A 26,295-nucleotide genomic window follows, 5' to 3' on the forward strand; every position below is an offset into this window, starting at 1 on the left:
GCTCGATTGAGCGGCGCTTAAGTTTATCGCAACGAATCAGTCACGCACGTAAATGATTTCCGGACCGTCTTCGTCATCCACATCTTCTTCGTCCCAGTCATCGTCGCCGATGTCGTGGACCGACTTCACGCCGCTGCGACGCAGGGCACGCTTGTCATCCAGCGCCTGCAGTTGCGCGCGAGCTTCGTCTTCGATGCGCTGATCGAGATCAGCCAGCTCTTCCTTGTAGGCCGGGTCATTGGCCAGGCGATCGGCACGATCTTCCATGTAACGCATGATGTCGTGGCACAGACGCTCGGTACCGAGCTTGGAGATGGCCGAGATCACGTAGACCGGACCAGTCCATTCCAGGCGATCAACGATTTCCTTGACGCGAGCATCATGCTCTTCATCAAGGATCTGGTCGCACTTGTTCAGGACCAGCCAGCGATCACGCTCCGCCAGGGACGGGCTGAACTTGATCAGCTCGTTGACGATCACTTCAGCGGCATCCGGTGCGCTAGCATCATCCAGCGGCGCCATGTCCACGAGGTGCAGCAGCAGACGCGTACGCGCCAAGTGCTTGAGGAAGCGAATGCCCAGACCAGCACCTTCGGAAGCGCCTTCGATCAAACCCGGAATATCGGCAATGACGAAGCTCTTCCAGCGATCGACGCTGACCACACCCAGGTTCGGCACCAGCGTGGTGAACGGGTAGTCGGCAACTTTCGGCTTGGCAGCCGAAACCGAACGGATAAAGGTACTTTTACCGGCGTTCGGCAAACCCAGCAGACCTACGTCAGCCAGTACTTTCATTTCCAGCTTCAGGTCGCGCTGCTCGCCCGGCTTGCCCGGAGTGGTCTGGCGCGGCGCACGGTTGGTACTGGATTTGAAACGGGTGTTGCCCAGACCGTGCCAGCCGCCCTGCACCACCATCAATTTCTGACCGGCCTTGGTCAGGTCGCCGATGACTTCCTGAGTCGCGGAGTCGATCACCGTGGTGCCGACCGGAACACGCAGGATCAGGTCTTCACCCTTCTTGCCGGTGCAGTCGGTGCTGCCGCCGTTGGAGCCACGCTCGGCATCGAAGTGCCGGGTGTAACGGTAGTCCACCAGGGTGTTGAGGTTTTCGTCGGCCATCATGTAGATGGAACCGCCGTCGCCGCCATCACCGCCGTTCGGGCCACCGTTCTCGATAAATTTTTCCCGACGGAAACTCATGGCGCCATTGCCGCCATCACCAGCCTTTACGCGAATCGATACTTCATCAACAAACTTCATAACAAACGCCTCTCGCCATACGGACGAGCCGAAAAACAATCAAGACATAAGACTCTTGCAAAAATGAGCGCAGCGACCCTGAACCACGATACCTACATCGTACGCCGACAGCCCATACAAACAGCTTTGCAAGAGACTCACCCCACAAACGAAAAAGCCCCGTCGCGAGACAGGGCTTTTCCAGCGATCGCGCAATTAAGCTGCGACTACGCTCACGTAACGACGACCGAAGGCGCCTTTTACTTCGAACTTGATCACGCCTTCGACTTTAGCGAAGAGGGTGTGATCTTTACCCATGCCAACGCCGTAGCCAGCGTGGAATTGGGTGCCGCGCTGACGCACGATGATGTTGCCTGCTTTGATAGCCTGGCCGCCATACATCTTCACGCCAAGGCGTTTGGCTTCTGAGTCGCGACCGTTACGGGTACTACCACCAGCTTTTTTGTGTGCCATGAGTTCAATTCTCCTAGTGAGGAATTAGGCTGTAATTAAGCCTGAATACCGGTGATTTTGATCTCGGTGTACCACTGGCGGTGGCCCATACGCTTCATGTGGTGCTTACGGCGACGGAACTTGATGATGCGGACTTTATCGTGACGACCTTGGGAGATCACTTCAGCCACAACGGTAGCGCCAGCAACAACTGGAGCGCCGATATTCACGTCATCACCGTTGGCAACCAACAGAACGCGATCAAAGGTAACGGATTCGCCGGTAGCGATTTCCAGTTTTTCGATCTTCAGGTATTCACCTGGGGCGACTTTGTACTGCTTGCCGCCAGTAACGATTACTGCATAAGACATGGTATTTCTCCGATAATCCTGCTCACCCAGCTCTTTATAAGAAGAGGTATTGGCTGGCATGGCTGCGTGGGGCTGGAGGCCCGCTTGCAATTGCGTAAGGCAGGTGCTGCCCAGGAAGTTCAGGGTGCGCGATTGTACGCAAGCCACGCTAGCCTTGCAAGAGGCCGTCCATCGCGCCTTGACACCTGCAAGCGTGGGTCCTAGCATGCCGCGCAACCCTTCTGGAGCGACTGTCGCTGATGCAACCCCAAGCTTTCTACCGCGCGGTGGCGGACGATTTTAGCGCCGTCGACGGCATCATCAAGAAGCAGCTGACTTCCCGAGTGCCGCTGGTATCGAAAATCGGCGATTACATTACCTCGGCCGGCGGCAAACGCCTGCGCCCTTTATTGGTGTTGCTGTGTGGCAAGGCTCTTGGCCGTGAGGGCGACGAACTGCGTCTGCTGGCCGCGACCATCGAGTTCCTGCACACCGCCACCCTGCTGCATGACGATGTGGTCGACATGTCCGGCATGCGCCGTGGCCGCTCGACCGCCAACGCCATGTGGGGCAACGCGCCAAGCGTACTGGTCGGCGACTTCCTGTATTCGCGCTCATTCGAAATGATGGTCGAACTTGGCTCGATGCCGGTGATGAAGATCCTTTCGCAAGCCACGCGCATCATCGCCGAAGGCGAAGTATTGCAGCTGTCGAAGGTGCGGGACGCCAGCACCACCGAAGAAACCTACATGGAAGTCATCCGCGGCAAGACCGCGATGCTTTTCGAAGCCTCGACCCACAGCGCCGCCGCCCTGTGCCAGGCCACGCCGGAACAGGCCGAAGCCCTGCGTACATTCGGTGATCATCTGGGCGTGGCCTTCCAACTGGTCGACGACCTGCTCGACTACAAAGGCGACGCCGAAACCCTGGGCAAGAACGTCGGTGACGATCTGGCCGAAGGCAAGCCGACCCTGCCACTGATCTACACCATGCGCGAAGGTACGCCGGAACAGGCCGCCCTGGTGCGCAAGGCGATCCAGAAAGGCGGAATCGAAGACCTGGAAAGCATCCGCGAAGCCGTGGAAGCCTCGGGCTCGCTGGAGTACACCGCACAACTGGCACGCGACTATGTGGCACGCGCAATCAAGTGTCTCGAAGCGCTGCCTGCCAGCGAGTACCGCGATGCACTGGTTGAACTGAGCGAGTTCGCGGTCGCGCGTACGCACTGACAACACTGCAAGCCCCCTGTGGGAGCGAGCTTGCTCGCGATTAGGCACTTACATTCAACATTGTTGTTGACTGAAAGGACGCCATCGCGAGCAAGCTCGCTCCCACAGGTTTGTTCCCCACAGGTTTTCCTGCGCTGCACCCCTCCCGGCTAAAACCCTATATAATGTGCGCTTTTTAGCGATCCTGAATCCAAGGAGCCTTAGTGAGCACGTTGCCACCCTGCCCAAAATGCAATTCCGAATACACCTATGAAGACGGCGCCCAGCTGATCTGCCCCGAGTGCGCCCACGAATGGTCCGCCAGCGGTGAAGCCGAAGCTGTGTCCGATGACACAGTGAAAAAGGATTCGGTCGGCAACGTCCTGCAAGACGGCGACACCATCACCGTGATCAAGGACCTCAAGGTCAAGGGTACGTCTTTGGTGGTCAAGGTCGGCACCAAGGTCAAGAACATCCGCCTGTGCGATGGCGATCACGACATCGACTGCAAGATCGACGGCATCGGCCCGATGAAACTCAAGTCCGAGTTCGTCAGAAAAGTCTGAGCCTGCTGTTATCCATCCCGCGCCTGGCGCGGGATGCCCTCCCTCCCCGCTTCACCCAATAAATCCTCGCAATAGCCAAACGCCGGTCGGTTTGACCTGACGCAATCTTTACCCGGAAAAAAGCGCAAACCGCCAATAGGCCCTTGCTATTTGATGAATAAGAATTATTCTCATCAAACCTTCAATGGAGATGAGAACCATGACTTATCTGATCGATGCCTGGCTGGACCGCCCACACCCTTACCTCAGGATCCTGCATCGGGAAACCGGGGAAGTCTGTGCAGTGCTTGAAGAAGAAGCCTTGAGCGAACTGCAGGACCAAGGTGATCTTGACCTCAATGGCCTGAGTTCCAGCGAGCCGGTGGTGCTCAAGGAACTGGTGCGTAATCTGTTTCTGTTCTGCTATGCCAGGGCGTTGCGCCCGCACAGTGAACTGCACCACAAGATCGAAATATGAAAAACGCTGCAAAACTTTGTAGGAGCGAGCTTGCTCGCGAAGAACTCAAACACACCGCGTTCATTCAGGATGGCCGCGTTATCGTTAACGCCCATCGCGAGCAAGCTCGCTCCTACAGGTACAGGTAATCAGCGGGTCTTACAGAACGTCGAGCAGTTCGACGTCGAATACCAGTACGCTGTGCGGCGGAATGCTGCCAACGCCTTGAGCGCCGTATGCCAGCTCGCTCGGCACGTACAGGCGCCATTTGCTACCGGCGTTCATCAGTTGCAGGGCTTCGGTCCAGCCAGCGATCACGCCGCCAACCGGGAACTCTGCTGGCTGGCCGCGCTCGTAGGAGCTGTCGAACACAGTGCCGTCGATCAGGGTGCCGTGGTAATGAGTACGCACGGAGTCTTCACGGGATGGCTTGGCGCCTTCGCCAGCGGTCAGGACTTCGAACTGCAGGCCGGAAGCCAGAGTGGTGATGCCTTCACGCTTGGCGTTTTCAGCCAGGAAGGCCAGGCCTTCGCCAGCAGCCGCTTCAGCCTTGGCTGCAGCTTCGGCCTGCATGATTTCGCGGATGACTTTGAAGCTGGCGGACATTTCTTCCTGACCCACACGGCTTGGCTTGCCGGCGAATGCGTCGGTCAGACCCGCCAGGATCGCGTCCAGGCTTACGCCCGGTGGCGGGTTGTCGCGCAGTTGGTCGCCCAGCTGACGGCCAATACCGTAGCTGACGCGGGTTTCGTCGGTGGACAGATTTACTTCGGACATGACACTGCTCCGCTGTGCGGACGGCTCGGGAACTTGCCATGCGTGCACAGCGCGTCCCGGAGCGCCCGGAACCAAAAGGGCCAGCAGACTAGCACAGATGTCATGCCATTGATGAGGGGCCTCAGGCGATCGGCACCTTCAGGTTTTCCTCAACATCGGCAACCAGACCGCACATTTCGTCGTGCACGACCGTGTGCACAAGGTTGAAGTGCAACTTGGGAAAGGAGCGCAGCACATCACGGGCATGCTCCACCGAACGCAGGCTCATCATGTGTCCGTGGGTATCGCTCAATGGATACGCCGCGCCATGCATCCGCGCCTCCAGCAGGTAGATGCCCCCCTCCATCGAGATCAGGTTCAGCTCATCGACCTTCCCGGCGACGGCATACGCATTCAACTCATTCAGGGTCATGAGCGCACCTCACGCAGTGGCGAACCAACATACTTACAGGGATAGGCCTCGGCGCATCAAAGCACAAGCCACAAACGACGCCGCCCGTCTGTTTTGCAACCCTGTGGGAGCGTGGCTTGCCCGCGATGGCATCACCTCGGTCTAACGATGAACCGCAGTGATGCCATCGCGGGCAAGCCACGCTCCCACAATGGAAGTTGAAATCAGTGCTTGGTGACTTTATCCAGGTAACCCATGGCGAAGGCCGAAACCACGAAGGTCATGTGGATGATCACGTACCACTGCAAATGCTCGGGATCGACGTTCTTGGCGTCCATGAAGATGCGCAGCAGGTGAATGGACGAGATCGCCACGATCGATGCGGCCACCTTCATCTTCAGCGACGAAGAGTCCATGGTGCCCAGCCAGTTGAGCTTTTCCTTGCTGTCGTCGATGTCCAGTTGCGAGACGAAGTTCTCGTAGCCGGAGATCATCACCATCACCAGCAAACCGCCCACCAGGGCCATGTCGATCAGCGACAGCAGCACCAGGATCAAGTCCGATTCGGCCATCGAAAACACGTTCGGGATGACGTGGAAGACTTCCTGGAAGAATTTCAGTGCCAGCGCCAGCAGTCCGAGGGACAGGCCGAAATAGATCGGCGCCAGCAGCCAGCGCGAGGCGTACATTGCATTTTCGATAAAGCGTTCCATTGAATCTCACACGTTGGACTGGAAATGGCGGCGAGTATACCAGCCACCCGTCCATACCCAGAAGCAGCCAGAAACCGTCGAAAAATCCGTCACCTGCGCCTGTGTATCAAAGTTTTTCTGCTAGTGTCCAAATCATTGACTGCTCAGTGATGGCGGACAGGAAGACTGGAAATGGATGTGCAATTGCCTTTGACGAGTGCCGGAATTTGCCTGGCGCTGCTGCTGAGCGGCTGCTCACCCAGCGAAGAGAAACGCCAGGTCAGCCTCGAAGAAAAAACCGCGCAGTTCGAAAAGTCGCTGGACGCCATTCAGGATCCGAAGCTCAAGGATGCCGTGTCGGAACTGGGTGGCTCACTGCTGCTGCTCGAACGCGCGCAACTCAAGCTCGACAGCAAGCCGGTGGAAACCGAATACGGCGAAGACGCCCTCGCCATGCTCAAGCACTACCCGAGCCCGCAGGCCCTGGTCGACACCTACATCAACGGGGTGTTCGTGCTGCAAAAGGACTCCGGTTCCGACTATCTGATCGATCTGCAGCCAGTGTTCCCCTTCACGTTCAGCGTTCCTGCCGCGTTTTTGTTTCCCCATGGCCTGGAATGGCAGTCGGTCACGCTAAGCAACAAACGAGTGATTCCCTTCCAGCCGGAATGGTCGGAAACCGACCCCGGCATTCAGCTCAGCCCATCGAGCTCCAACCTGACCAACCCCGATGACCTGACCGTGGCCTACCCCTTCATCGAAGGCCTCGACATTGACAGAAAGCAGCAACCGCAACCGGTGAGCCTGCAAGGCAAAGTCGAAGTCATCGCGCCACGGCGCCTCTACAGCTTCGACCTGACGAAAAAGGACGTAGGCCAGACCCGCACCAATGACAACCTGAGCGTCACCCTCCTCACATTGACGAACAACTACGCGGAAATCGAATACAACAACAGCACGCCGCTGGCCCCCGAAGTCAGTGAAGCACCGCTCAACCCGCTGATCGTCCAGGCCAGGGACAGCACCGGGCAATTCATCGCGCGCGCCGGTTCAATCAACGAAACCTCGGTACAAATTGCCTTCTATCAGCAGCAACTGGCCAAGATGCAGCAGCAAAAGAGCTGGAGCGAGTCCCTGGAAAAACAGCTCGATGAAGAACAACGCAACTTTGAGAAACAGCAGGCTCGACATTATTCGAAGGTGTACTTCAACGGGACGATCGAAACTCTCGAAGTCAGCATGCTGGATTTTTCCGCCGTCACGGTCACCCGAAAGGACCTCGACCTGCCGATCCGGCGCTTCGATGCCTATACCACGGACAAGTCCATCCAGCCCTTGAACCTGTCCGTGGTGGTCTATGACGACCAGGCGGCGGGCTGGCTGAAAGGGGCAACGCTGAGTGAGGATCAACTGAAAAAGAACGTCAGCATCAGTCAGTCGGTCGACGACCCCAGCGCTGCGCGAATCGAATTCACTCACCTGCGTACCTTCAACGATGAGCTGCTCGGCACATCGTTCAACCCCGGTGAAAGTCCGGTGAGCTTCTTTACCGAAGACACTCGTGGCAATCGCGACGAGCCGATCGAACTGCCGTCAGAGGCATACCAGATCGATCCCCTGCGCGGCATCATCACTTACGATCTGAATCTGTTTCCACAAACCCCGGCCTATGCGGTGGGCTCGATGCCGTTGTTCCTGGCCACGGTCGACAAGCAAACCGTCGAAGCCCGTCAACTGCCCAAGGGCCTCGCGCTCAAAGACAATGCACTGGTGGTGGACCTGAAGGTATTTCCCGCCCAGGACTGGCGCTTTTTCGCCAAGGACGACAGCGGTAGTTACTTGAAGGAGATTCTATCGGTCAGTCATGGCGCGAGCGCACAGGGGCCGGCGCAGTTTGCCGTGCATTACTTCTACGGGCAGCCTACGCGCCTGGAAACCTATCAGCGCACTGATCTCACCACCGTGCAATATGGTTTCGAAGTCAAACTCGACAAGGCCGACATGACGCGCCTTGATCAATAGTGCCACTCAGTGCTCGGGGTGAAACTCGAAGCCGCCCATGTTCCGGCAGCGACCACCGTTGATTTCCCGCAGTTGGGCTTGCAGGTGCAGGCACCAGATTTGCGGATCGTCGGCCAACTCGTAGCCGTGCAGGGTCAGGCTTTCAACGATGGTGTCGAGGATTGATTCAGCGACGAACGGACCGTGGAACGGGCCTTGGGCCTTGATGGCCGAAGGTTGTTCACCGGCCATTCCGGCGGCGAACAGCAGAGTCCACATGCCCGTATCTCCCGCCAATGGACGGATGGCACATTCGATACGGGTCACAAGGCCCAGGCATTGACGGGTGAGGCAGAGGTTGCGCGACATGGCGGCGACCCTCGGTAGATCCGGTGTTCAGCCCCCATGGGAAGGCTGTTTCGATCCTGTGATTACGTCGATATCCTTGAGCAGAGAATAGAAGAAAAGTCTGCCTTGCAGGCCGAGACAAGACCGAAAGGCGCCGAATGGTCATAGTGTGAATATTGACGTCAGTTCGACGACGCTTTTCCAGGGTTCACACAAACAAATGTGGGAGCGGGCTTGCCCGCTCCCACATGAGTTACTGCATCAGGCCGGCTTGGTTTCCGCCAAAGCCTCTTGCGCCAACTCCTTCTCGGCTTCCTTGAGATCATCTTCGCTGATCATTTCCGCGATAACCCGCAGGCGCTCCACGACCCGCGCGTTCACGCTGCCTTCAGGGAACTCGCCATTCTCGTCCGGTTCGCCGGCCGGCTCGCCGACCAGCAGACTCAAGGCTTCGTCGGCCTGACGGACCGCGTAGACATGGAACTGACCCGCACGCACCGCCGCCAGCACCTTCTCATCGAGCATCAGGGTGGCGACGTTGGCGTGAGGAATGATTGCCCCCTGCTCGCCGGTCAACCCGCGGGCTTCGCACAAACGGAAGAAGCCCTCGATCTTCTCGTTGACTCCGCCGACCGCCTGCACTTCGCCGAACTGGTTGATCGAACCGGTGATGGCAAAGCACTGCTTGAGCGGGGTTTTCGACAAGGCCGAAATGAGGGTGCAGGCCTCGCCCAGGGAAGCACTGTCGCCATCGACATAACCGTAGGATTGCTCCAGGGCGATGCTCGCGGAAATCGCCAGCGGAAACTCCTGGGCGTAACGGCTGCCCAGATAACCGGTAAGGATCATCACGCCTTTGGAGTGGATCGGCTGCCCGAGGTTGACCTCGCGCTCGATGTCGACGATACCGCTGCCGCCCGGGTACACCGTGGCGGAAATCCGCGCCGGTATACCAAAGGCCGAGTCGCCGACTTCCAGCACCGTCAAGCCATTGCACTTGCCGACCGCCGCGCCCGCGGTGTCGATCAGGATGATCCCGGCCAGCATGTCATCGAGAATCCGCGCCGACACACGACCGGTGCGGGTAGCCTTGGCCTTGAGCGCGCGTTCGATGTGCCCCGCGTCGGTCCGTTCATCGCCGGCCAGATGGCGGATGAAGTCCGCCTCGCTGACCAGTTGGAACAAGTCACCGATACGCGCCGACAAGCGCCCCTGGTGCTCGGCCAGACGTGCACTGTAGGTCGCCAAACGTGCCACCGCATCAGCGGTCAGCGGTGCCATGCCTTCTTCGGAAGTACGGGTCTTGAGCAACTGGGCGAACTGCTCCAGGCTCTCGTCGACCATCGGGATGTCTTCGTCGAAATCCACCAGGACGCGGAACATCTCCTGGAAGTCCGGATCGAGGTCTTGCAGCGTGTAATACAGCTGACGGGCACCGATGATGACGACTTTGACCTGCAACGGAATGTGTTGCGGCGTCAGGGTTACGGTCGCAAAACGGCCCATCTCCCCCAACGGCGATTCCATTTTCAGTTTGCGTGATTGCAGGGCGCGTTTCAGTGCATCCCACACGAACGGCTCGCTGAGCATTTTGTCCGCTTCAAGGATCAGGAAACCGCCATTGGCCCGGTGCAAGGCACCCGGCCGCAGTTGGCGGTAGGTGGTGTAAAGCGCACCCTGATCGGTGCTGTATTCGATCCGGCCAAAAAGGTTTTCGTAGGTCGGGTGCGGCTCGAACACCACCGGCGCACCGCCGCTGGCCGAGTGACCGACCACCAGGCTCGGCGCGTATTGTTCTTCCAGCAACTTGCGGGCGACAGCGTCGGTCTTGCTGTCGTCTACCAGCTGCTCGACCACGGACTTGAGCAAGTACACCTGCATCGCCTGCAGATAACCGCATACCGCCGCGTTCTCGGCGTACTTCTCCGACAATGGCGACAACAATGGCTGCAAGGCCAGGGTAATGGTTTCTTCGTTCAGATGACGCAGCTGGTTGCTCGACTCGCGTTTCCATTGCGGCAGGCTGGCGAGCTCTTCGTTCAGGCGCTCCTCCAGTGCCGAAATATCCTCGTGAAAGCGCTCGCGCTCGGCTTCCGGCAACTGGGCGAACTCAGCTTCGTCCAACGCCTTGCCGTCGCTCATCGGGGTGAAGGCGATGTTGCTGGCGTCGCGGTACAGCGCAACTTCCTTTTCCAGCGCCAGTCGCTCGATGACGTCCAGGGCCTTGTCGTAGCGCTGGTTGAAGGCGCGGTCGATACTGCTTTTCTTCTGCTGGTAGGACGGATGCTCGAATACTGCCGGAAATGTCGCCAGCAGGTTGTCGATCAAACCGTTGATATCACCAATGAAGTTACCGGCAGTGCCCGACGGCAACTCCAGGGCACGTGGTTCGCGCGGTTCATCGAAGTTGTTGACGTAGACCCAGTCCGCCGGGGTCTGCAGGCGCTTGCCTTCGGCCTTGAGGTAGCGTTTGACGAACGAGAACCGGCCAGTACCGGGCTCGCCCATGACGAATACGTTGTAACCGGGGCGTGGCATGGCCACACCGAACTGCAAGGCTTCGACCGCACGTTCCTGGCCAAGCACACCGCGAAAGGGCTCCAGATCATTGGTGGTAGAGAAGCTGAACTGTTCAGCGGAAAACGGACGGGTCAGCGCTTCGGGCGCTAGACGCAAGCTGGCAGCAACAGGATCAGGCATCGGGCTTCCTTAACAATCAGGCGGGGCAGATGGCAGCATTCTGGCGCCGCCCATGCCCGACTGGCAAGGAGCGCCGCAGGCCTGATCACCGTCAACCGGCCAACCCCAGGCGGGCCGGGCTTGCGCGGCCGTTTTCCATGAATGTTTTGCAAAAAATCACGGAACCCTGTGATCGTGCCTAAACTCCAAACTGCGCGGCTGGACTAATGACCGGCCCACTGGCACCGGAAGGGTCTGCAGGAAAACTCGCCGAGCGGCGATCAGGCAAGGCGAAAGCAGGCGAGGAAGCGGAGTGTAGGGGCCTACATGAGCATTCCGAGCCTGCTTTCAACGCAGCATGATCGTCGCGCAGGCAGTTTGCATGCAGAGCCGAGGCCAGACTCCCTTGTCTATTGGTACGCACACAAAGAGAACAAAGCTATGAAACGGATTCTTCTTGGTACTCTCTTCACCGCTGTATCCATCAATGCCATGGCGCAAGCGCCTGGCGGTCCGGATTGCGGTTGGGGCAACATGCTGTTCGAAGGCCAGCGTGGTACTCCAGCTCACTTCCTGGCATCCACCACCAACGGCACCTCCGGCAACGCAACCTTCGGCATGACCTCCGGCACCAACGGTTGCGCAACCAATGCGTCGCTGACCTATGGCGGCAAATCCTGGTTTGCCATGAATGGCATGATGAACGAGCTGTCCGAAGACATGGCCAAGGGTCAGGGCGAAGCGCTGACCACCTATGCCGTGGTACTGGGCGTGGCGCCGGAAGACCGTGCGCACTTCGCCGCCGTCACTCACGAGCACTTCCAGCAGATCTTCAGCAAGGCTGACGTGACCGCAGAAGACGTGCATACCAACACCCTGGCCGTGCTCAAAGCCGACCCTCGTCTGGCCAAGTACGCGACTCAGGCTTAAGCTCGACCCGCCCCGCTTCTTTCGGGAAGCGGGTTTTGTTTTTTGGACCTGCCCCTCTTTGGGTAATGTCGCTGACTGTAGGAGCTGGCTTGCCAGCGATGGTCGTTAACGATCACGCGTGTTTACTGGATAAACACAGCGCCTTTGAAACCATCGCTGGCAAGCCAGCTCCTACAGGCAAACGGCATCCACCTCGTTGGGTCTTTATTTTTCCCTGTTTAAGTTGCCTTCTATGCTCAAACGCCTTGCCTGGCTGGCGCTGTGTGTCTGCGCCCCGCTATCCGCCGCGCCTCACATCGAACCACAACGTTTGCAGCAACTGGCCAACGACCCTTTCTGGATATCCCTGGGCCATTACGAAACCGCCAAGCTCGGCGGCTGGCGCAGCTATGTCAGTGACCGCAAGTTCTTCCTCGCCGCTGACGGCAATGAACATCCGGACCATGAACTGGCGGCGACTGTACAAGCCTTGTACGCCCCGGCCAGTGCCGGTGAAACACACGCTCAATGCGTCTACCCGGCCCGCACCCGCTGGCTGAAAGAGCAACTCGGCCTGGCCGGACTGCCGACGCCGGACTGCGCCGGGTTCAAGCAATGGTTCAAGGATGTCTCGCCCGACAGCGCGGTGATGATCTTCCCGGCGGCTTACCTGAACAGCCCGTCCTCGATGTTCGGCCATACCCTGTTGCGCATCGACCAGGCCGAGGTGAAGAGCGACAAGACTTCGCTGCTCAGTTACGCGATCAACTTCGGCGCCTACATCGAGGGCTCGGACAACAGCATCATCTATGCCTGGAAAGGCCTGATGGGCGGCTATCCCGGCCTGTTCGCGATGGTGCCCTATCAGGAAAAGCTCTCGGAATACCGCAGCCTGGAAAACCGCGACCTGTGGGAGTACCGCCTGAACCTGACGCAACAGGAAACCGCGCGCATGGTCGAGCACGTCTGGGAGCTGAAGCAGATCAAGTTCGACTATTTCTTCTTCGACGAAAACTGCTCATACCGCTTGCTGGAACTGCTGCAAGTGGCCCGACCGGGCCTGCGCCTGACCGAGCAATTCCCACTCACCGCCATCCCGACCGACACCGTCAAAGCCGTGAAAGATGCCGGATTGGTGGAATCGATCCAGTATCGTCCGTCCCGGGAGCGCGAGTTGCTCAGCCGCGCCGAGCCGTTGGACCCTGAAGAGCAACAGTGGGTGCTGAAAGTCAGCGCCGATCAGAAACAATTGCAGGACCCGGCGTTCAAGGCGCAAGCCCGCGACCGTCAGGCACTGATCATCGATGCGGCCTATCGTCTGGAGCGTTACCGCGCCAATGGCCAGGAACGCGACCCGGCACGCGCCCAGCGCAGCTTCGAACTGCTGCGGGCCATCAACCAGAACCCGGCGCCGGAGCTGGATATCCCGCAACCGGGCCTGCCTGAAGACGGTCACGAGTCCCGCACCTGGCAGCTCGGCCTCGGCAGCCATGGAGATAAAGCCTTTGGCGAGTACGGCTTGCGCATGGCTTATCACGACCTCAACGACAACAACGAAAGCTTTCCCCTTGGCGCGCAGATCGAAATCCTGCAATTGAAACTGCGCCAGTACGAAAGCAATGAATGGCAAGTGCAACAACTGGACCTGGCAACGATTCGCTCCCTGACCCCGCGTAACGAGCTGCTGCAACCGCTGTCATGGCAAGTCGCCGGTGGTCTGGAGCGAGTGCCGGGCAAGCACGATGACCAAACCCTGGTCAGCCACGTCAACGGCGGTGGCGGTGGCACCTGGCAACTGGGCGATGACCTGCTCGGATTTGCCCTGGGCACTGTGCGCATCGAGCACAACAACGATTTCGCCGCTTTCATTGCCCCGGCCGCCGGGTTCAACAGTGGTGTGCTGTGGAAAAACCCGCTGGGCAATTTGAGCCTGGAAGCCAAGGGCGACTTTTTCACCAATGGTGAAGTGCGCCGTAGCCTGAGCCTGAATCAGCAATGGGAAATATCCCGCAATCTCGGACTGCGCTTGAGCGCCCAGCGCGAATTCAGCCATTTGGCGACGGCCGAGAACGAAGTGATGCTTGAGCTGAAGTGGTATCACTACTGACCTGACACACCTCCCACCCTGTGGGAGCGAGCTTGCTCGCGATGGCGGCCTTTCAGCCAGCACACTTGTTGAATGTCAGTCCCTCATCGCGAGCAAGCTCGCTCCCACTGAGAATCGTCGGTTGCAGACAGGCTATCACTCGCCGTAAGTCGCTTTCAGACATCCAGTGAAACCAAATGCCTGCGACCATGGCCCAAATCCTATACCGGGAGAATTCCATGAGCCGTGCCTTCGTCAATGAAGATAGTGCCGCCGCGCAAGCCGATCAGCCAGTCGAACGGCAGGTCAGCGCGCAGACCAATTACGTCACGCCGCAAGGCCTGAACCTGTTGCAGGGAAAAGTCGCCGAACTGCAATCCCTGCACGCCGAACAATCGGCAAAAGGCGAACAGGCCGACAAGCAGCGCCTGGCGGATCTCGAACGTGATTTGCGTTACTTCAAGCAGCGCCTGGGCAGCGCTCAAGTGGTTCCCGCCGCGACTTCGACCGAGAAAGTGCAGATCGGCAGTTGGGTGACCTACGCCGATGAACACGCCACCGAACGCCGGGTACAATTGGTGGGCGAAGATCAGGCCGATGCCGCCCACGGCCTGATCAATTGGAGCTCACCGCTGGGTCGGGCGCTGCTCGGCGCACGACTCAACGACGAAGTGCTGTGGCAGCGCCCCGCCGGGGATCAACTGATTGAAGTGATCCGTATCGAACCGACTTAGACGACGCCTTGGGCGAGCATGGCATCGGCGACTTTGACGAAGCCAGCGATGTTCGCGCCCTTGACGTAGTTGACCCGGCCATTCTCTTCGCCGTAATGCACGCAAGCGTGGTGAATCGACTGCATGATCGCGTGCAGTTTGCTGTCCACTTCGCCACCGGTCCACGCCAGGCGCATGGCGTTCTGCGACATTTCCAGCCCGCTCACCGCCACGCCGCCGGCGTTGGATGCCTTGCCCGGCGCAAACAGAATGTTCGCCTCGATGAACAGGTCCACCGCCTCAAGGGTGGTCGGCATGTTCGCGCCTTCGGCCACGCAGATGCAGCCGTTGCGCAGCAAGGTGCGAGCGGCTTCGGCATCCAGTTCGTTTTGCGTCGCGCACGGCAGCGCGATGTCGCAGCTCAGGCTCCACGGAAGCTCACCTGCGCGGAACTCCAGGCCAAAACGGTCGGCCAGTTCACGGATACGCCCGCGCTGTACGTTCTTCAGCTCCAGCACCGCCAGCCATTGCTCCTCGGTCAAACCGCTTTCGCAATACAGCGTGCCTTCGGAGTCGGACAGCGAAATCACTTTGCCGCCCAGGTCCATGACCTTGCGCGCCGCGTATTGCGCGACGTTGCCGGAACCGGAGATCGCTACGCGCTTACCTTCCACGGCCAGGCCCCGACGCTTGAGCATTTCTTCGGCGAAGTACACGCAACCGAAACCGGTGGCTTCCGGGCGAATCAGGCTGCCGCCGTAACTTGGGCCTTTGCCGGTCAGCACGCTGGTGAACTGGTTGCTCAGGCGCTTGTACTGGCCGAACAGGAAACCGATTTCCCGCGCGCCGACACCGATATCACCGGCCGGTACGTCAACGTCGGCGCCGATGTGGCGGTACAGCTCGCTCATGAAGGCCTGGCAGAAGCGCATGACTTCCGCATCACTTTTACCTTTCGGATCAAAGTCCGACCCGCCCTTGCCGCCGCCCATGGGCAGCGAGGTCAGGGAGTTTTTGAAGGTTTGCTCGAACGCGAGGAATTTCAGGACGCCCATGTTCACCGACGGGTGGAAACGCAGGCCACCCTTGTACGGGCCGATCGCGCTGTTCATCTGGATGCGGAAACCACGATTGACCTGGACCTTGCCCTGATCGTCGACCCACGACACGCGAAACACCACCGCCCGCTCCGGCTCGCAGATGCGCTCCAGGATGCCGGAGGTCAGGTAATGCGGATTGGCTTCAAGAAACGGCCACAGGGTACGCAGGACTTCTTCGACAGCCTGGTGAAATTCGGGTTGGTCCGGGTCGCGTTTTTTCAGGCGCGCAAGGAAGGATTCGACGGATTCGATCATGGAAAAGTCTCGGCAAATTTATTGTCGTTGGAGGAGATTGAGCCGGACTGTAACAAACGATTCACGCACAGGAACAGAGCAGAATGTCGCATTCATGAAATTAAATGGTGCACAGGATATAAATTATTCCGGTTTTCTGGCCTTTTTTGCACCCGAACAGGGATTCAAGATCTGGCTTTTGCACCACAAGGGAGATCGCTATCGCGAGCAAGCTCGCTCCCACAGTTTGAAATGCATTCCCCTGTGGGAGCGAGCTTGCTCGCGATGAATGCGCCGCGGTATCACTGAAAAAACGCGCAAAAAAAACGGAGCCCGAAGGCTCCGCTCTTTATGCAACCAACCCGAAATCAGGCCAGTTTCTTGTGGCGTACACGATGCGGCTGGGCAGCTGCTTCGCCGAGACGCTTTTTGCGATCAGCTTCGTATTCGCTGTAGTTACCTTCGAAGAACACCGCTTGCGAGTCGTCTTCGTACGCCAGGATGTGCGTCGCGACGCGGTCAAGGAACCACCGGTCGTGGGAGATCACAATGGCGGCGCCCGGGAAGTCCAGCAAGGCCTCTTCCAGGGAGCGCAGGGTTTCGACGTCGAGGTCGTTGGACGGTTCGTCGAGCAGCAGGACGTTGCCGCCCTCTTTCAGGGTCAGGGCCAGGTGCAAGCGACCGCGCTCACCACCGGACAGATCCTTGACGAACTTCTGCTGATCGCCGCCCTTGAAGTTGAAGCGACCGACATAGGTACGCGACGGGATCTCGTAGTTGCCGATGCGGATCTGGTCGGAACCGTCGGAGATCTGCTGGAACACGGTCTTGCTGCCGTCCAGGTCCTCACGGCTCTGGTCCACGCAAGCGAGCTGCACGGTTTCACCGACTTCGATGCTGCCCGAATCCGGTGTTTCCTTGCCCATCAGCATGCGGAACAGGGTCGACTTACCGGCACCGTTACCGCCGATCACGCCGACGATGGCACCTTTAGGCATGGAGAACGACAGGTTGTCGATCAGCACGCGATCGCCATAGCCCTTGGTGACGTTCTTGAATTCGATGACCTTGTCGCCCAGGCGTGGACCGGCCGGGATGTAGATCTCGTTGGTTTCGCTGCGCTTCTGGAATTCCTGCGACTGCATTTCTTCGAAGCGTTGCAGACGAGCCTTGGATTTCGACTGGCGGGCCTTGGCGCCTTTGCGCACCCACTCCAGTTCTTCCTTCATGGCTTTTTCGTGAGCCGACTGCTGCTTGGATTCGGCAGCCAGACGATCGGACTTGGCTTCCAGCCAACCCGAATAGTTACCCTCGTAAGGAATGCCCGCGCCGCGGTCGAGTTCCAGGATCCAGCCTGCAACGTTGTCCAGGAAGTAACGGTCGTGCGTGATCGCGACCACGGTGCCCGGGAAGTCGTGCAGGAAGTGCTCCAGCCAGGCGACGGAATCGGCGTCCAGGTGGTTGGTCGGTTCGTCGAGCAGCAGCATGTCCGGTGCGGACAGCAGCAGACGGCACAGGGCCACACGGCGTTTTTCACCACCGGAGAGGACTTCAACCTTGGCATCCCACGCCGGCAGACGCAGTGCATCGGCGGCGACTTCCAGCTGACGCTCCAGGTTATGGCCGTCGCTGGCCTGCAGGATCGCTTCGAGCTTGGCCTGTTCGGCAGCCAGCTTGTCGAAGTCGGCATCCGGATCGGCGTAGGCGGCGTAGACCTCGTCCAGGCGTGCCTGGGCGTCCTTGATCACGCTGACCGCTTCCTCGACCACTTCACGCACGGTCTTGGTCGGATCCAGTTGTGGTTCCTGGGGCAGGTAGCCGATGTTCAGCTCCGGCATCGGACGGGCTTCGCCCTCGAACTCGGTGTCGACGCCAGCCATGATTTTCAGCAGCGTGGATTTACCCGAACCGTTGAGGCCGAGCACGCCGATCTTGGCGCCGGGGAAGAACGACAGAGAAATGTTTTTCAGGATTTCCCGCTTCGGCGGAACAACTTTGCCCAGCCGATGCATGGTGAATACGTATTGAGCCATGGAGAACCTAGGGTCAGTGACTGATGAATGATTGGAGCGCAGGCAATGCCCGGCCAGACTGTGCGCGTCGCCCGCTTGAGGAGATCAAGACGTGCGCGCTGAAAAAAGTCTGAGTCTAGGAGCTGGAACGCTCCCGCGTAACCCGCAAAGCTACCTTAATGACCGGTGGCAGTCCAGCCGACGGACAGGGGCTGGCACTTCGCCACAACTCAAGGCATGCTAGCCGCCCTTCGGGCGTCCGGCTTATAGTGCATGTCGCGCCAGTCCAGCCAAACCGCAGGATTACAGCTTGTCCATTGTCCCTCCGCCTCCGATTTCCAGTGCGCCGGCCACAGTGCTCGGCTCCCCCCTGCGCGGGACTTTGAAGGGCACCTTGGCGACACTCGTATTATTGCTGCTGGCCCTGCTGTTCTGGCAGTTGCTCGACCAGTTGCGCGAAACCCAGAAGAACCAGCGTCAGTACACCATCGACTACACCGCCGATCTGGCCGCGCAGGTCAGCCTGAACATGGCGCTCAACGCGCAGATCGCCCTCAACCTGTTGCCGATCGTCGAGCAACCGCAGGGCGCCGATGAACTGCAGGCCCTGTTGCGCAAGCTGCAACAGTCGCTGCCTGATCTGCGCAGCCTGGCGTTGCTCAGTCCCTCGGGAAGAGTCATCAGTGACAGCGCTCCCGACAGCGATGACAACAACTACCTGGGTGAACTGGTACGCCGCAGCCACGCCCAGGCGCACTACTTCAGCAACGCCACCGACGGTTCCGTGGTGCATTTATTGTTGCATCAGGCCAGCGGCAGTTCCCGAGGCTATTGGGTCCTGCGCCTGACGCCCACCTTCTTTTCGTCCCTGACCAAGCAACGCGAGGCCGGTGGCCGCCCGTTGTGGCTGGTGGAGAACCGCATCAGTCATCAAATAATCAGCCGCGACGAAGCGCTGCCCTCGGTCAATCCGGGCACGCTGACCGAGGACGATGTCGCCAACAGCGTGCTGACGGTTCCGCTGAGCAGCAGCGATTGGCAATTGCGCGGCCTGTTCGACCGTCAGCGCGTGCTGGAAGAGCTGCTGCCGGCGTTCATCGGCAAATGTCTGCTGGGCCTGGCGTTTTCCATGCTGCCGTTCCTCGCCTTGCTGAACACGCGCCGGCGTCAGCGCCAGTTGAATGAAGGCCGCCGGCGTTACCAGGACATTTTCGAAGGCACCGGCGTGGCCTTGTGCGTCCTCGATATGTCCGGGCTCAAGGTCTTTTTCGACAAGGCACAACTGCAGGGCAGCGAGCAACTGCAAGCGTGGCTGGCGATCCCGGAGCAACGCCGGCCATTGCTCAAGGAACTGCGGATCACCGAGGTCAACCAGGTGGCGTTGCAACTGCTTAATGTCGATAGCGCCGACCAAGCCTGGAAACTGCTGATCGACGGTAATCCGCAGGACGGCACCGCCATCGGCAACCAGGTGCTCGACGCGATGCTCAACCAGCAGCAACAGCTTGAGCTGGAAATCAAGTTGCAGGACGCCAGCGGCCGCGTCCAGCACCTGTGGCTGGTGCTGTGTCTGCCGCAAACCCCGGACGACTACAATGCGGTGATCCTGAGCATCACTGACATCACCAGTCGCAAGCTCATCGAGCTGTCGCTGCAGGAGCGCGAAGGCTTCTGGTCGGACGTGGTGCGCACCGTGCCGGATCATCTGTATGTGCAGGATGTGATCAGCCAGCGCATGATCTACAGCAACCACCATCTGGGCCAGACCCTGGGTTACAACCGCAACGAACTGCACCAGATGGGCGAATACTTCTGGGAAATCCTCCTGCATCCCGAAGACGCCGACTATTACCACCGCTCTCGCCAGATCCAGCGCCAGGCCGGTTATCGCCAGTTGATGCAGTGCCAGTTGCGTTTCCGCCATCGGGACGGCCAGTGGCGACGCTTCGAGATTCGCGAGCAGGCACTGGCGCGGGACAAGGACGACCAGGTCACGCGGATCATCGGCGTGGCCAAGGACATCACCGACCAGATCGAAGCCAGCGAATCGCTGCGCGACAGCGAGCAGCGCTACCGCATGCTTGCCGAAAGCATCAGCGACGTGATCTTCTCCACCGACAGCCGCCTTAACCTCAATTACGTCAGCCCTTCGGTACTAGCAGTGCTGGGCTACGACGCCGAGTGGATTTTCCAGAACGGCTGGCAATCGACCATTGCCAACCCGCAACAACTGACCGGCATCTACCACCTGATGGACCGGGTCAGCAAAGCGCTGGATCAACCGGACCAACTGGCGCTGTTGCGCAGCCAGGTGCAAACCCAACTGTTCCTGTTCGATTGCCTGCGGGCCGACGGGCGCAAGATCCCGATCGAACTGCGCCTGGTATTGGTCTGGGACGAATACGGTACGTTCGAAGGCGTGCTCGGCGTCGGCCGCGACATCAGCCAGCAACGCCGGGCCGAAAAAGATCTGCGCATGGCCGCCACGGTATTCGAACACTCGACCTCGGCGATCCTGATCACCGACCCGGCCGGCTACATCGTCCAGGCCAACGAAGCCTTCAGTCGTGTCAGCGGTTACGCCGTGGAGCAGGTCCTCGACCAACTGCCGAACATGCTGACCGTCGACGACCAGCAAGAAGCCCATCTGCGTTATGTGCTCAAGCAATTGGGCCAGCACAGCACCTGGGAAGGCGAAGTCTGGCTCAAGCGTCGCAACGGCGAGCACTACCCGGCCTGGGTCGGGATCACCGCCGTACTCGACGACGAAGGCGACCTGGCCAGTTATGTGTGTTTCTTCAGCGACATCAGCGAGCGCAAGGCCAGCGAGCAACGGATCCACCGCCTCGCCTACTACGACGCCCTGACCCACCTGCCCAACCGTTCACTGTTCCAGGATCGCCTGCACACGGCCCTGCAATCGGCCGAACGGCAGAAGTCGTGGGTGGTGCTGATGTTCCTCGACCTCGACCGTTTCAAGCCGATCAACGACTCCCTGGGCCACGCCGCCGGCGACCGCATGCTCAAGGAAATGGCCACGCGCCTGCTCGGTTGCGTCGACGAAGACGACACCGTGGCGCGCATGGGCGGTGACGAATTCACCTTGCTCCTGCAACCGCGAGCCAACCGTGAAATCGCCCTGAACCGGGCGATCCATGTGGCCGAACAGATTCTCGCCAGCCTGGTGAAACCATTCGTGCTCGAAGGCCGCGAGTTCTTCGTCACCGCCAGTATCGGCATCGCTCTGAGTCCGCAGGACGGCAACGAACTCAGCCAGTTGATGAAGAATGCCGACACTGCGATGTACCACGCCAAGGAGCGTGGCAAGAACAACTTCCAGTTCTATCAGGCGGACATGAACGCCAGTGCGCTGGAACGTCTGGAGCTGGAAAGCGACTTGCGCCATGCCCTGGAACAGAACGAATTCGTGCTGTATTACCAGCCGCAGTTCAGCGGTGACGGCAAGCGCCTGACCGGTGCCGAGGCACTGTTGCGCTGGCGCCATCCACGCCGTGGGCTGGTGCCGCCGGGGGATTTCATTCCGGTGCTCGAAGAGCTCGGGCTGGTGGTGGATGTCGGCGACTGGGTGATCAGCGAAGCCTGCCGTCAACTCAAGGCCTGGCATCAGGCCAGGGTACGGGTGCCGAAGGTGTCGGTGAACATCTCGGCGCGACAGTTCTCCGACGGCCAGCTCGGTACGCGTATCGCCACCATCCTCAAGGAAACCGGCCTGCCGCCGGCGTGCCTGGAACTGGAACTGACCGAAAGTATCCTGATGCGCGAAGTCAGCGAGGCGATGCAGATCCTCGACGGCCTGAAAAACCTCGGCCTTAGCATTGCGGTCGACGATTTCGGTACAGGTTACTCATCGCTCAACTACCTCAAGCAGTTCCCGATCGACGTTCTGAAGATCGACCGCACCTTTGTCGATGGCCTGCCCAGCGGCGAGCAGGATGCACAAATCGCCCGGGCAATCATTGCCATGGCCCACAGCCTCAACCTGGCGGTGATCGCCGAAGGCGTGGAAACCCATGAGCAGCTGGATTTCCTGAGGGAGCACGGTTGCGACGAGGTACAGGGTTATCTGTTCGGTCGGCCGATGCCGGCGGGCCGGTTCGAAGGGCAGTTCAGCAATGATGCCCTGTTCATGTTCGATTGAGATTTGCGGCGCGGCAACTGGCCTCATCGCGAGCAAGCTCGCTCCCACAGTGGATCTACAGTGTTCGCACACTTTGTGTACACCCGAGAGCCCTGTGGGAGCGAGCTTGCTCGCGATGAGACCGGCACGATCACCGCTGACCCCGTCATGAAGCCCGCTTGTCTGCGACATGATGCCGTTTCATATGCCATCTAAAACCCATTAGGTTAGAATGCCCCCCTTTTCCGCCCCCGATCCTTGAGGACCGCCATGTTCAGCCGTGATTTGACTATTGCCAAGTACGACGCCGATCTCTTTGCCGCCATGGAGCAAGAAGCTCAGCGCCAGGAAGAGCACATTGAGCTGATCGCTTCGGAAAACTACACCAGCCCTGCGGTGATGGAAGCTCAAGGCTCGGTACTGACCAACAAGTACGCCGAAGGTTACCCGGGCAAGCGCTACTACGGTGGTTGCGAGTACGTAGACATCGTCGAGCAGCTGGCTATCGACCGCGCCAAAGAGCTGTTCGGCGCCGACTACGCCAACGTTCAGCCGCACGCTGGCTCGCAAGCCAACAGCGCCGTTTACCTGGCCCTGCTGTCGGCCGGCGACACCATCCTGGGCATGAGCCTGGCCCACGGTGGTCACCTGACTCACGGTGCCAGCGTTTCGTCCTCCGGCAAGCTGTACAACGCCATCCAGTACGGCATCGACGCCAACGGTCTGATCGACTACGACGAAGTCGAACGCCTGGCCGTTGAGCACAAGCCAAAAATGATCGTGGCCGGTTTCTCTGCCTATTCGCAGATCCTCGACTTCCCGCGCTTCCGTGCAATCGCCGACAAGGTAGGTGCCTACCTGTTCGTCGACATGGCCCACGTGGCCGGCCTGGTTGCCGCTGGTGTCTACCCGAACCCGGTTCCATTCGCTGACGTGGTGACCACCACTACCCACAAGACCCTGCGTGGTCCACGTGGCGGCCTGATCCTGGCTCGCGCCAACGCCGACATCGAGAAGAAGCTGAACTCCGCGGTATTCCCGGGCGCCCAGGGCGGCCCGCTGGAGCACGTGATCGCGGCCAAGGCGATCTGCTTCAAGGAAGCGCTGCAGCCTGAGTTCAAGGCTTACCAGCAACAAGTGGTGAAGAACGCCCAGGCCATGGCCGGCGTGTTCATCGAGCGCGGCTTCGACGTAGTGTCGGGCGGTACTCAGAACCACCTGTTCCTGCTGTCGCTGATCAAGCAGGAAATCTCCGGTAAAGACGCCGATGCCGCTCTGGGCAAAGCGTTCATCACCGTGAACAAGAACTCCGTGCCAAACGACCCACGCTCCCCGTTCGTCACCTCCGGCCTGCGCTTCGGCACCCCGGCTGTGACCACTCGTGGCTTCAAGGAAGCAGAGTGCAAGGAACTGGCTGGCTGGATCTGCGACATCCTGGCTGACCTGAACAACGAAGCGGTGATCGATGCCGTTCGTGAGAAGGTCAAGGCTATCTGCAAGAAGCTGCCGGTATACGGCGCTTAATCAGCCCCGCTAAACCGCAGTCATGAGAAACCGGCCAGAGATGGCCGGTTTTTTTTCGCCCGTGAAATGCTTCTATAGGAGCGAGCTTGCTCGCGATGATTTCAATGATGATGCGTTGAACCAGCAAGCACTCGTTATCGTTGACGACCTTCGCGAGCAAGCTCGCTCCTACAGGCCCAGCACCAACTGGTAAGACCGGTCATGCCAATTTTCTAATTTTTACTTGCGAACACCTAAAAATAGCGCCTAGACTGCGCCTGCACTGGACATACCGGTAAGACCACAATAATTAAGTCCTGAAGTCGATGCGCCTTGCGCACGGCAGCCAGGACACCGACCAGGATTCCTCCCATGCTCAGATGGTGCTCGCGTTCAATCTTCCTCCAAGTGGTTCTCGGACTGGTGCTCGGCATCGTCTGTGGGCTGACCCTTCCCGAATACTCCGCTCAGCTCAAACCGCTCGGTGACGGTTTTATCAAGCTGATCAAAATGCTCATTGGCTTGATTGTGTTTTGCGTAGTGGTCAGCGGCATCAGCGGTGCCGGCGACCTGAAGAAGGTCGGCCGTATCGGCCTCAAATCGGTGATCTACTTTGAAGTGCTGACCACCATCGCCCTGGTGATCGGCCTGGTGTTCGCCTTCAGCACCGGCATCGGCAGCGGTGCGAACATTCACCTGGAGCAGCTTTCCGCAGCCGACATGGGCGACATTGCCCAGCGCGGACAGCACATGCACACCACCACACAGTTCCTGATGGACCTGATTCCGACGTCGGTGATCGGTGCCTTTGCCGATAACAACATCCTGCAGGTCCTGCTGTTCTCCGTGCTGTTCGGCAGTGCACTGAATCTGGTGGGCGAGGCGGCATCGGGTATTTCGCGGCTGATCAATGAACTCAGCCACGTGATTTTCCGCATCATGGGCATGATCGTGCGACTGGCACCGATCGGCGTATTCGGCGCGATCGCCTTCACCACCAGTAAATATGGCCTGGACTCGCTGCAACACCTGGGCAACCTGGTCGGCCTCTTCTACCTGACCTGTGTGGCCTTCGTGGCCCTGATTCTCGGCCTGGTGATGCGCCTCTCCGGCTTGAAGATGTGGCCATTGCTCAAGTACCTGCGCGAAGAGTTGCTGATCGTCATGGGCACCGCTTCGTCCGACGCTGTGCTGCCACAAATCATGCGCAAGCTCGAACATCTGGGCATCGGCAGTTCGACGGTGGGGCTGGTGATTCCAACGGGTTACTCGTTCAACCTCGACGGCTTCTCGATCTACCTGACCCTGGCCATCGTGTTCATCGCCAACGCCACCGGCACGCCGTTGGCCATGACTGACCTGCTGACCATTTTGCTGGTGTCGCTGATCACCTCCAAAGGTGCCCACGGGATTCCCGGATCGGCACTGGTGATTCTGGCGGCAACCTTGACGGCGATCCCGGCGATTCCGGTGGTCGGTCTGGTGTTGGTGCTCGCGGTGGACTGGTTCATGGGCATCGGCCGCGCGCTGACCAACCTGATCGGCAATTGTGTCGCCACCGTGGCCATCGCCCGCTGGGAGAAGGACATCGATATCCAGCGTGCGAACAAGGTGCTTTCCGGCCAGATGGGTTATACCTTCCAGCCGAAAAAACCGGTCGCGCCGGCGCATCAGCAGGAGTTTTGAATCATGTGGGAGCCCGCCAGATGGCGGGTTCCCCTGCCTTTATCCATGGAGCACACAGTGATTACCACCTCAACGGTCGTCAATTCAGTCGTAGAAAAACTTCGGGCCGCACTGGCCCGTGGTCAGTGGCGCTCCGGCGAAATGCTGCCGGGGCAACGCGAGCTGGCCGAACAACTGGGTATCAGCCGCCCAAGCCTGCGTGAAGCGGTCATCGTCCTGGAAACCCTTGGCCTGGTGCGTTCGATGCCGGGCAAAGGCGTCGTCGTACTCGAGACCAGTCTCAGCGATGACCAGCCCTACGACAGCGCGGTGGCCGCCGCGAGCCTGGAAGACGTGCTGCAACTGCGCTACACCCTGGAGCCATTCATCGTCGGCCTCGTGGCGCAGTCGATCAGCAGCAAGGAAGTCGGGCAACTGCGCCTGACCCTGATGGACATGCGTGAAGCCCTGGAGGCCAATGACAGTGAAGCCGGCGTAAGCGCCTACATCGCGTTCCACGAAGAGCTGTTCACGCTGACGTCAAACCCGATCTTCCAGAGCGTGGTCCAGCAAACCAGCAATGCCCTCAAGCAAAGCGCCGAAGTGTTGCGCAACTCCCCGGAGCATCTGGCTGAACGCCTTGAAGAAAACGAAGCCGTGGTGCGGGCGATCCGCAGCAAGAACAGCGCGCAGGCCAGCGCCGAGATGCGTCGGCACATTTTGCGCGAAGGCCAGCGCATGGGCATCGAACTGAACATCCCGGAAGACAACCTCGGCAGTTGAAACCTCTTCGAT

General features: G+C 59.4%; 21 protein-coding genes. 11 read left to right on the forward strand and 10 right to left on the reverse strand.

Going from position 1 to position 26,295, the window contains the following annotated elements; genetic code table 11:
• Positions 1 to 36: 36 nt before the first annotated feature.
• The 3 genes from cgtA to rplU all read right to left on the reverse strand — a co-directional run bounded on the left by cgtA (position 37) and on the right by rplU (position 2,063).
• A complete protein-coding gene (gene cgtA, locus ABIE16_RS24170; protein ID WP_008052064.1) occupies positions 37 to 1,260 on the reverse strand; it encodes an Obg family GTPase CgtA in 1,224 nt (407 codons plus the stop codon).
• A 195-nt stretch (positions 1,261 to 1,455) separates the two neighbouring features.
• On the reverse strand, positions 1,456 to 1,713 hold the full coding sequence (gene rpmA, locus ABIE16_RS24175) for a 50S ribosomal protein L27 (protein WP_003281574.1): 258 nt from the start codon (positions 1,711 to 1,713) through the stop codon (positions 1,456 to 1,458).
• A 35-nt stretch (positions 1,714 to 1,748) separates the two neighbouring features.
• Positions 1,749 to 2,063, reverse strand: coding sequence for a 50S ribosomal protein L21 (gene rplU / locus ABIE16_RS24180; protein WP_003176051.1), 315 nt, complete (start codon positions 2,061 to 2,063; stop codon positions 1,749 to 1,751).
• Between the two features lie 239 nt (positions 2,064 to 2,302).
• Between rplU and ABIE16_RS24185 the strand changes: the two genes are divergently transcribed.
• From ABIE16_RS24185 to ABIE16_RS24195, 3 genes are all read left to right on the forward strand, one after another.
• The gene (locus ABIE16_RS24185; RefSeq protein ID WP_090451493.1) at positions 2,303 to 3,271 is read left to right on the forward strand and encodes a polyprenyl synthetase family protein; all 969 of its coding nucleotides are present in this window, start codon (positions 2,303 to 2,305) and stop codon (positions 3,269 to 3,271) included.
• 203 nt (positions 3,272 to 3,474) lie between these two features.
• Positions 3,475 to 3,816 (forward strand): zinc ribbon domain-containing protein YjdM, encoded by a 342-nt coding sequence (locus ABIE16_RS24190; RefSeq protein WP_008154270.1) that lies wholly within the window; start codon positions 3,475 to 3,477, stop codon positions 3,814 to 3,816.
• Positions 3,817 to 4,015: 199 nt separating this feature from the next.
• On the forward strand, positions 4,016 to 4,273 hold the full coding sequence (locus ABIE16_RS24195) for a PA4570 family protein (RefSeq protein ID WP_008052059.1): 258 nt from the start codon (positions 4,016 to 4,018) through the stop codon (positions 4,271 to 4,273).
• Positions 4,274 to 4,411: 138 nt separating this feature from the next.
• Here the strand turns inward: ABIE16_RS24195 and ABIE16_RS24200 are convergent, their stop codons facing one another.
• From ABIE16_RS24200 to ABIE16_RS24210, 3 genes are all read right to left on the reverse strand, one after another.
• The gene (locus ABIE16_RS24200; RefSeq protein ID WP_008022510.1) at positions 4,412 to 5,029 is read right to left on the reverse strand and encodes an FKBP-type peptidyl-prolyl cis-trans isomerase; all 618 of its coding nucleotides are present in this window, start codon (positions 5,027 to 5,029) and stop codon (positions 4,412 to 4,414) included.
• A 121-nt stretch (positions 5,030 to 5,150) separates the two neighbouring features.
• Positions 5,151 to 5,441, reverse strand: a complete 291-nt coding sequence (locus tag ABIE16_RS24205; protein WP_218497994.1) for a DUF6482 family protein — start codon at positions 5,439 to 5,441, stop codon at positions 5,151 to 5,153.
• A 203-nt stretch (positions 5,442 to 5,644) separates the two neighbouring features.
• Positions 5,645 to 6,133, reverse strand: a complete 489-nt coding sequence (locus ABIE16_RS24210) for a TIGR00645 family protein (protein WP_007970904.1) — start codon at positions 6,131 to 6,133, stop codon at positions 5,645 to 5,647.
• A gap of 171 nt (positions 6,134 to 6,304) precedes the next feature.
• Here ABIE16_RS24210 and ABIE16_RS24215 point away from each other — a divergent pair, with 171 nt between their 5' ends.
• Positions 6,305 to 8,134: a hypothetical protein gene (locus ABIE16_RS24215; RefSeq protein WP_429522109.1), complete on the forward strand. Its 1,830-nt coding sequence runs from the start codon at positions 6,305 to 6,307 to the stop codon at positions 8,132 to 8,134.
• A 6-nt stretch (positions 8,135 to 8,140) separates the two neighbouring features.
• Here ABIE16_RS24215 and ABIE16_RS24220 read toward each other — a convergent pair whose 3' ends face one another.
• Together ABIE16_RS24220 and ABIE16_RS24225 are read right to left on the reverse strand one after the other, a co-directional pair.
• Complete coding sequence (locus ABIE16_RS24220; protein ID WP_008052055.1) at positions 8,141 to 8,482, reverse strand: hypothetical protein; 342 nt, start codon at positions 8,480 to 8,482, stop codon at positions 8,141 to 8,143.
• 240 nt (positions 8,483 to 8,722) lie between these two features.
• Entirely contained in the window at positions 8,723 to 11,161 is a 2,439-nt protein-coding gene (locus ABIE16_RS24225; RefSeq protein ID WP_223500343.1) for a Lon protease family protein, read from the reverse strand.
• Between the two features lie 420 nt (positions 11,162 to 11,581).
• Between ABIE16_RS24225 and ABIE16_RS24230 the strand changes: the two genes are divergently transcribed.
• The 3 genes from ABIE16_RS24230 (at position 11,582) to ABIE16_RS24240 (ending at position 14,869) form a co-directional block, all read left to right on the forward strand.
• Positions 11,582 to 12,070 carry a DUF3015 domain-containing protein gene (locus ABIE16_RS24230; protein ID WP_007970900.1) on the forward strand — a complete coding sequence of 163 codons (489 nt, stop codon included), beginning with the start codon at positions 11,582 to 11,584 and terminating at the stop codon, positions 12,068 to 12,070.
• Between the two features lie 232 nt (positions 12,071 to 12,302).
• Complete coding sequence (locus ABIE16_RS24235; RefSeq protein WP_429522110.1) at positions 12,303 to 14,156, forward strand: DUF4105 domain-containing protein; 1,854 nt, start codon at positions 12,303 to 12,305, stop codon at positions 14,154 to 14,156.
• 218 nt (positions 14,157 to 14,374) lie between these two features.
• Complete coding sequence (locus ABIE16_RS24240) at positions 14,375 to 14,869, forward strand: GreA/GreB family elongation factor (protein ID WP_057713229.1); 495 nt, start codon at positions 14,375 to 14,377, stop codon at positions 14,867 to 14,869.
• Here the strand turns inward: ABIE16_RS24240 and gdhA are convergent.
• A complete protein-coding gene (gene gdhA / locus ABIE16_RS24245; RefSeq protein ID WP_057713228.1) occupies positions 14,866 to 16,203 on the reverse strand; it encodes an NADP-specific glutamate dehydrogenase in 1,338 nt (445 codons plus the stop codon). The two genes, ABIE16_RS24240 and gdhA, sit on opposite strands and share 4 nt — an antisense overlap.
• 347 nt (positions 16,204 to 16,550) lie before the next feature.
• Entirely contained in the window at positions 16,551 to 18,215 is a 1,665-nt protein-coding gene (gene ettA, locus ABIE16_RS24250) for an energy-dependent translational throttle protein EttA (protein WP_090451500.1), read from the reverse strand.
• 289 nt (positions 18,216 to 18,504) lie between these two features.
• Between ettA and ABIE16_RS24255 the strand changes: the two genes are divergently transcribed.
• The 4 genes from ABIE16_RS24255 (at position 18,505) to ABIE16_RS24270 (ending at position 26,283) form a co-directional block, all read left to right on the forward strand.
• Entirely contained in the window at positions 18,505 to 22,353 is a 3,849-nt protein-coding gene (locus tag ABIE16_RS24255; RefSeq protein ID WP_340314619.1) for a bifunctional diguanylate cyclase/phosphodiesterase, read from the forward strand.
• Positions 22,354 to 22,602: 249 nt separating this feature from the next.
• Positions 22,603 to 23,856: a serine hydroxymethyltransferase gene (gene glyA / locus ABIE16_RS24260; RefSeq protein WP_057713225.1), complete on the forward strand. Its 1,254-nt coding sequence runs from the start codon at positions 22,603 to 22,605 to the stop codon at positions 23,854 to 23,856.
• 351 nt (positions 23,857 to 24,207) lie between these two features.
• Positions 24,208 to 25,521 carry a C4-dicarboxylate transporter DctA gene (locus ABIE16_RS24265; RefSeq protein WP_090451504.1) on the forward strand — a complete coding sequence of 438 codons (1,314 nt, stop codon included), beginning with the start codon at positions 24,208 to 24,210 and terminating at the stop codon, positions 25,519 to 25,521.
• 57 nt (positions 25,522 to 25,578) lie between these two features.
• Positions 25,579 to 26,283 (forward strand): FadR/GntR family transcriptional regulator, encoded by a 705-nt coding sequence (locus ABIE16_RS24270; RefSeq protein WP_218497991.1) that lies wholly within the window; start codon positions 25,579 to 25,581, stop codon positions 26,281 to 26,283.
• Positions 26,284 to 26,295: the final 12 nt, after the last annotated feature.

The organism is Pseudomonas sp. 2725 (assembly GCF_050434585.1).
Lineage (GTDB): Bacteria > Pseudomonadota > Gammaproteobacteria > Pseudomonadales > Pseudomonadaceae > Aquipseudomonas > Aquipseudomonas jessenii.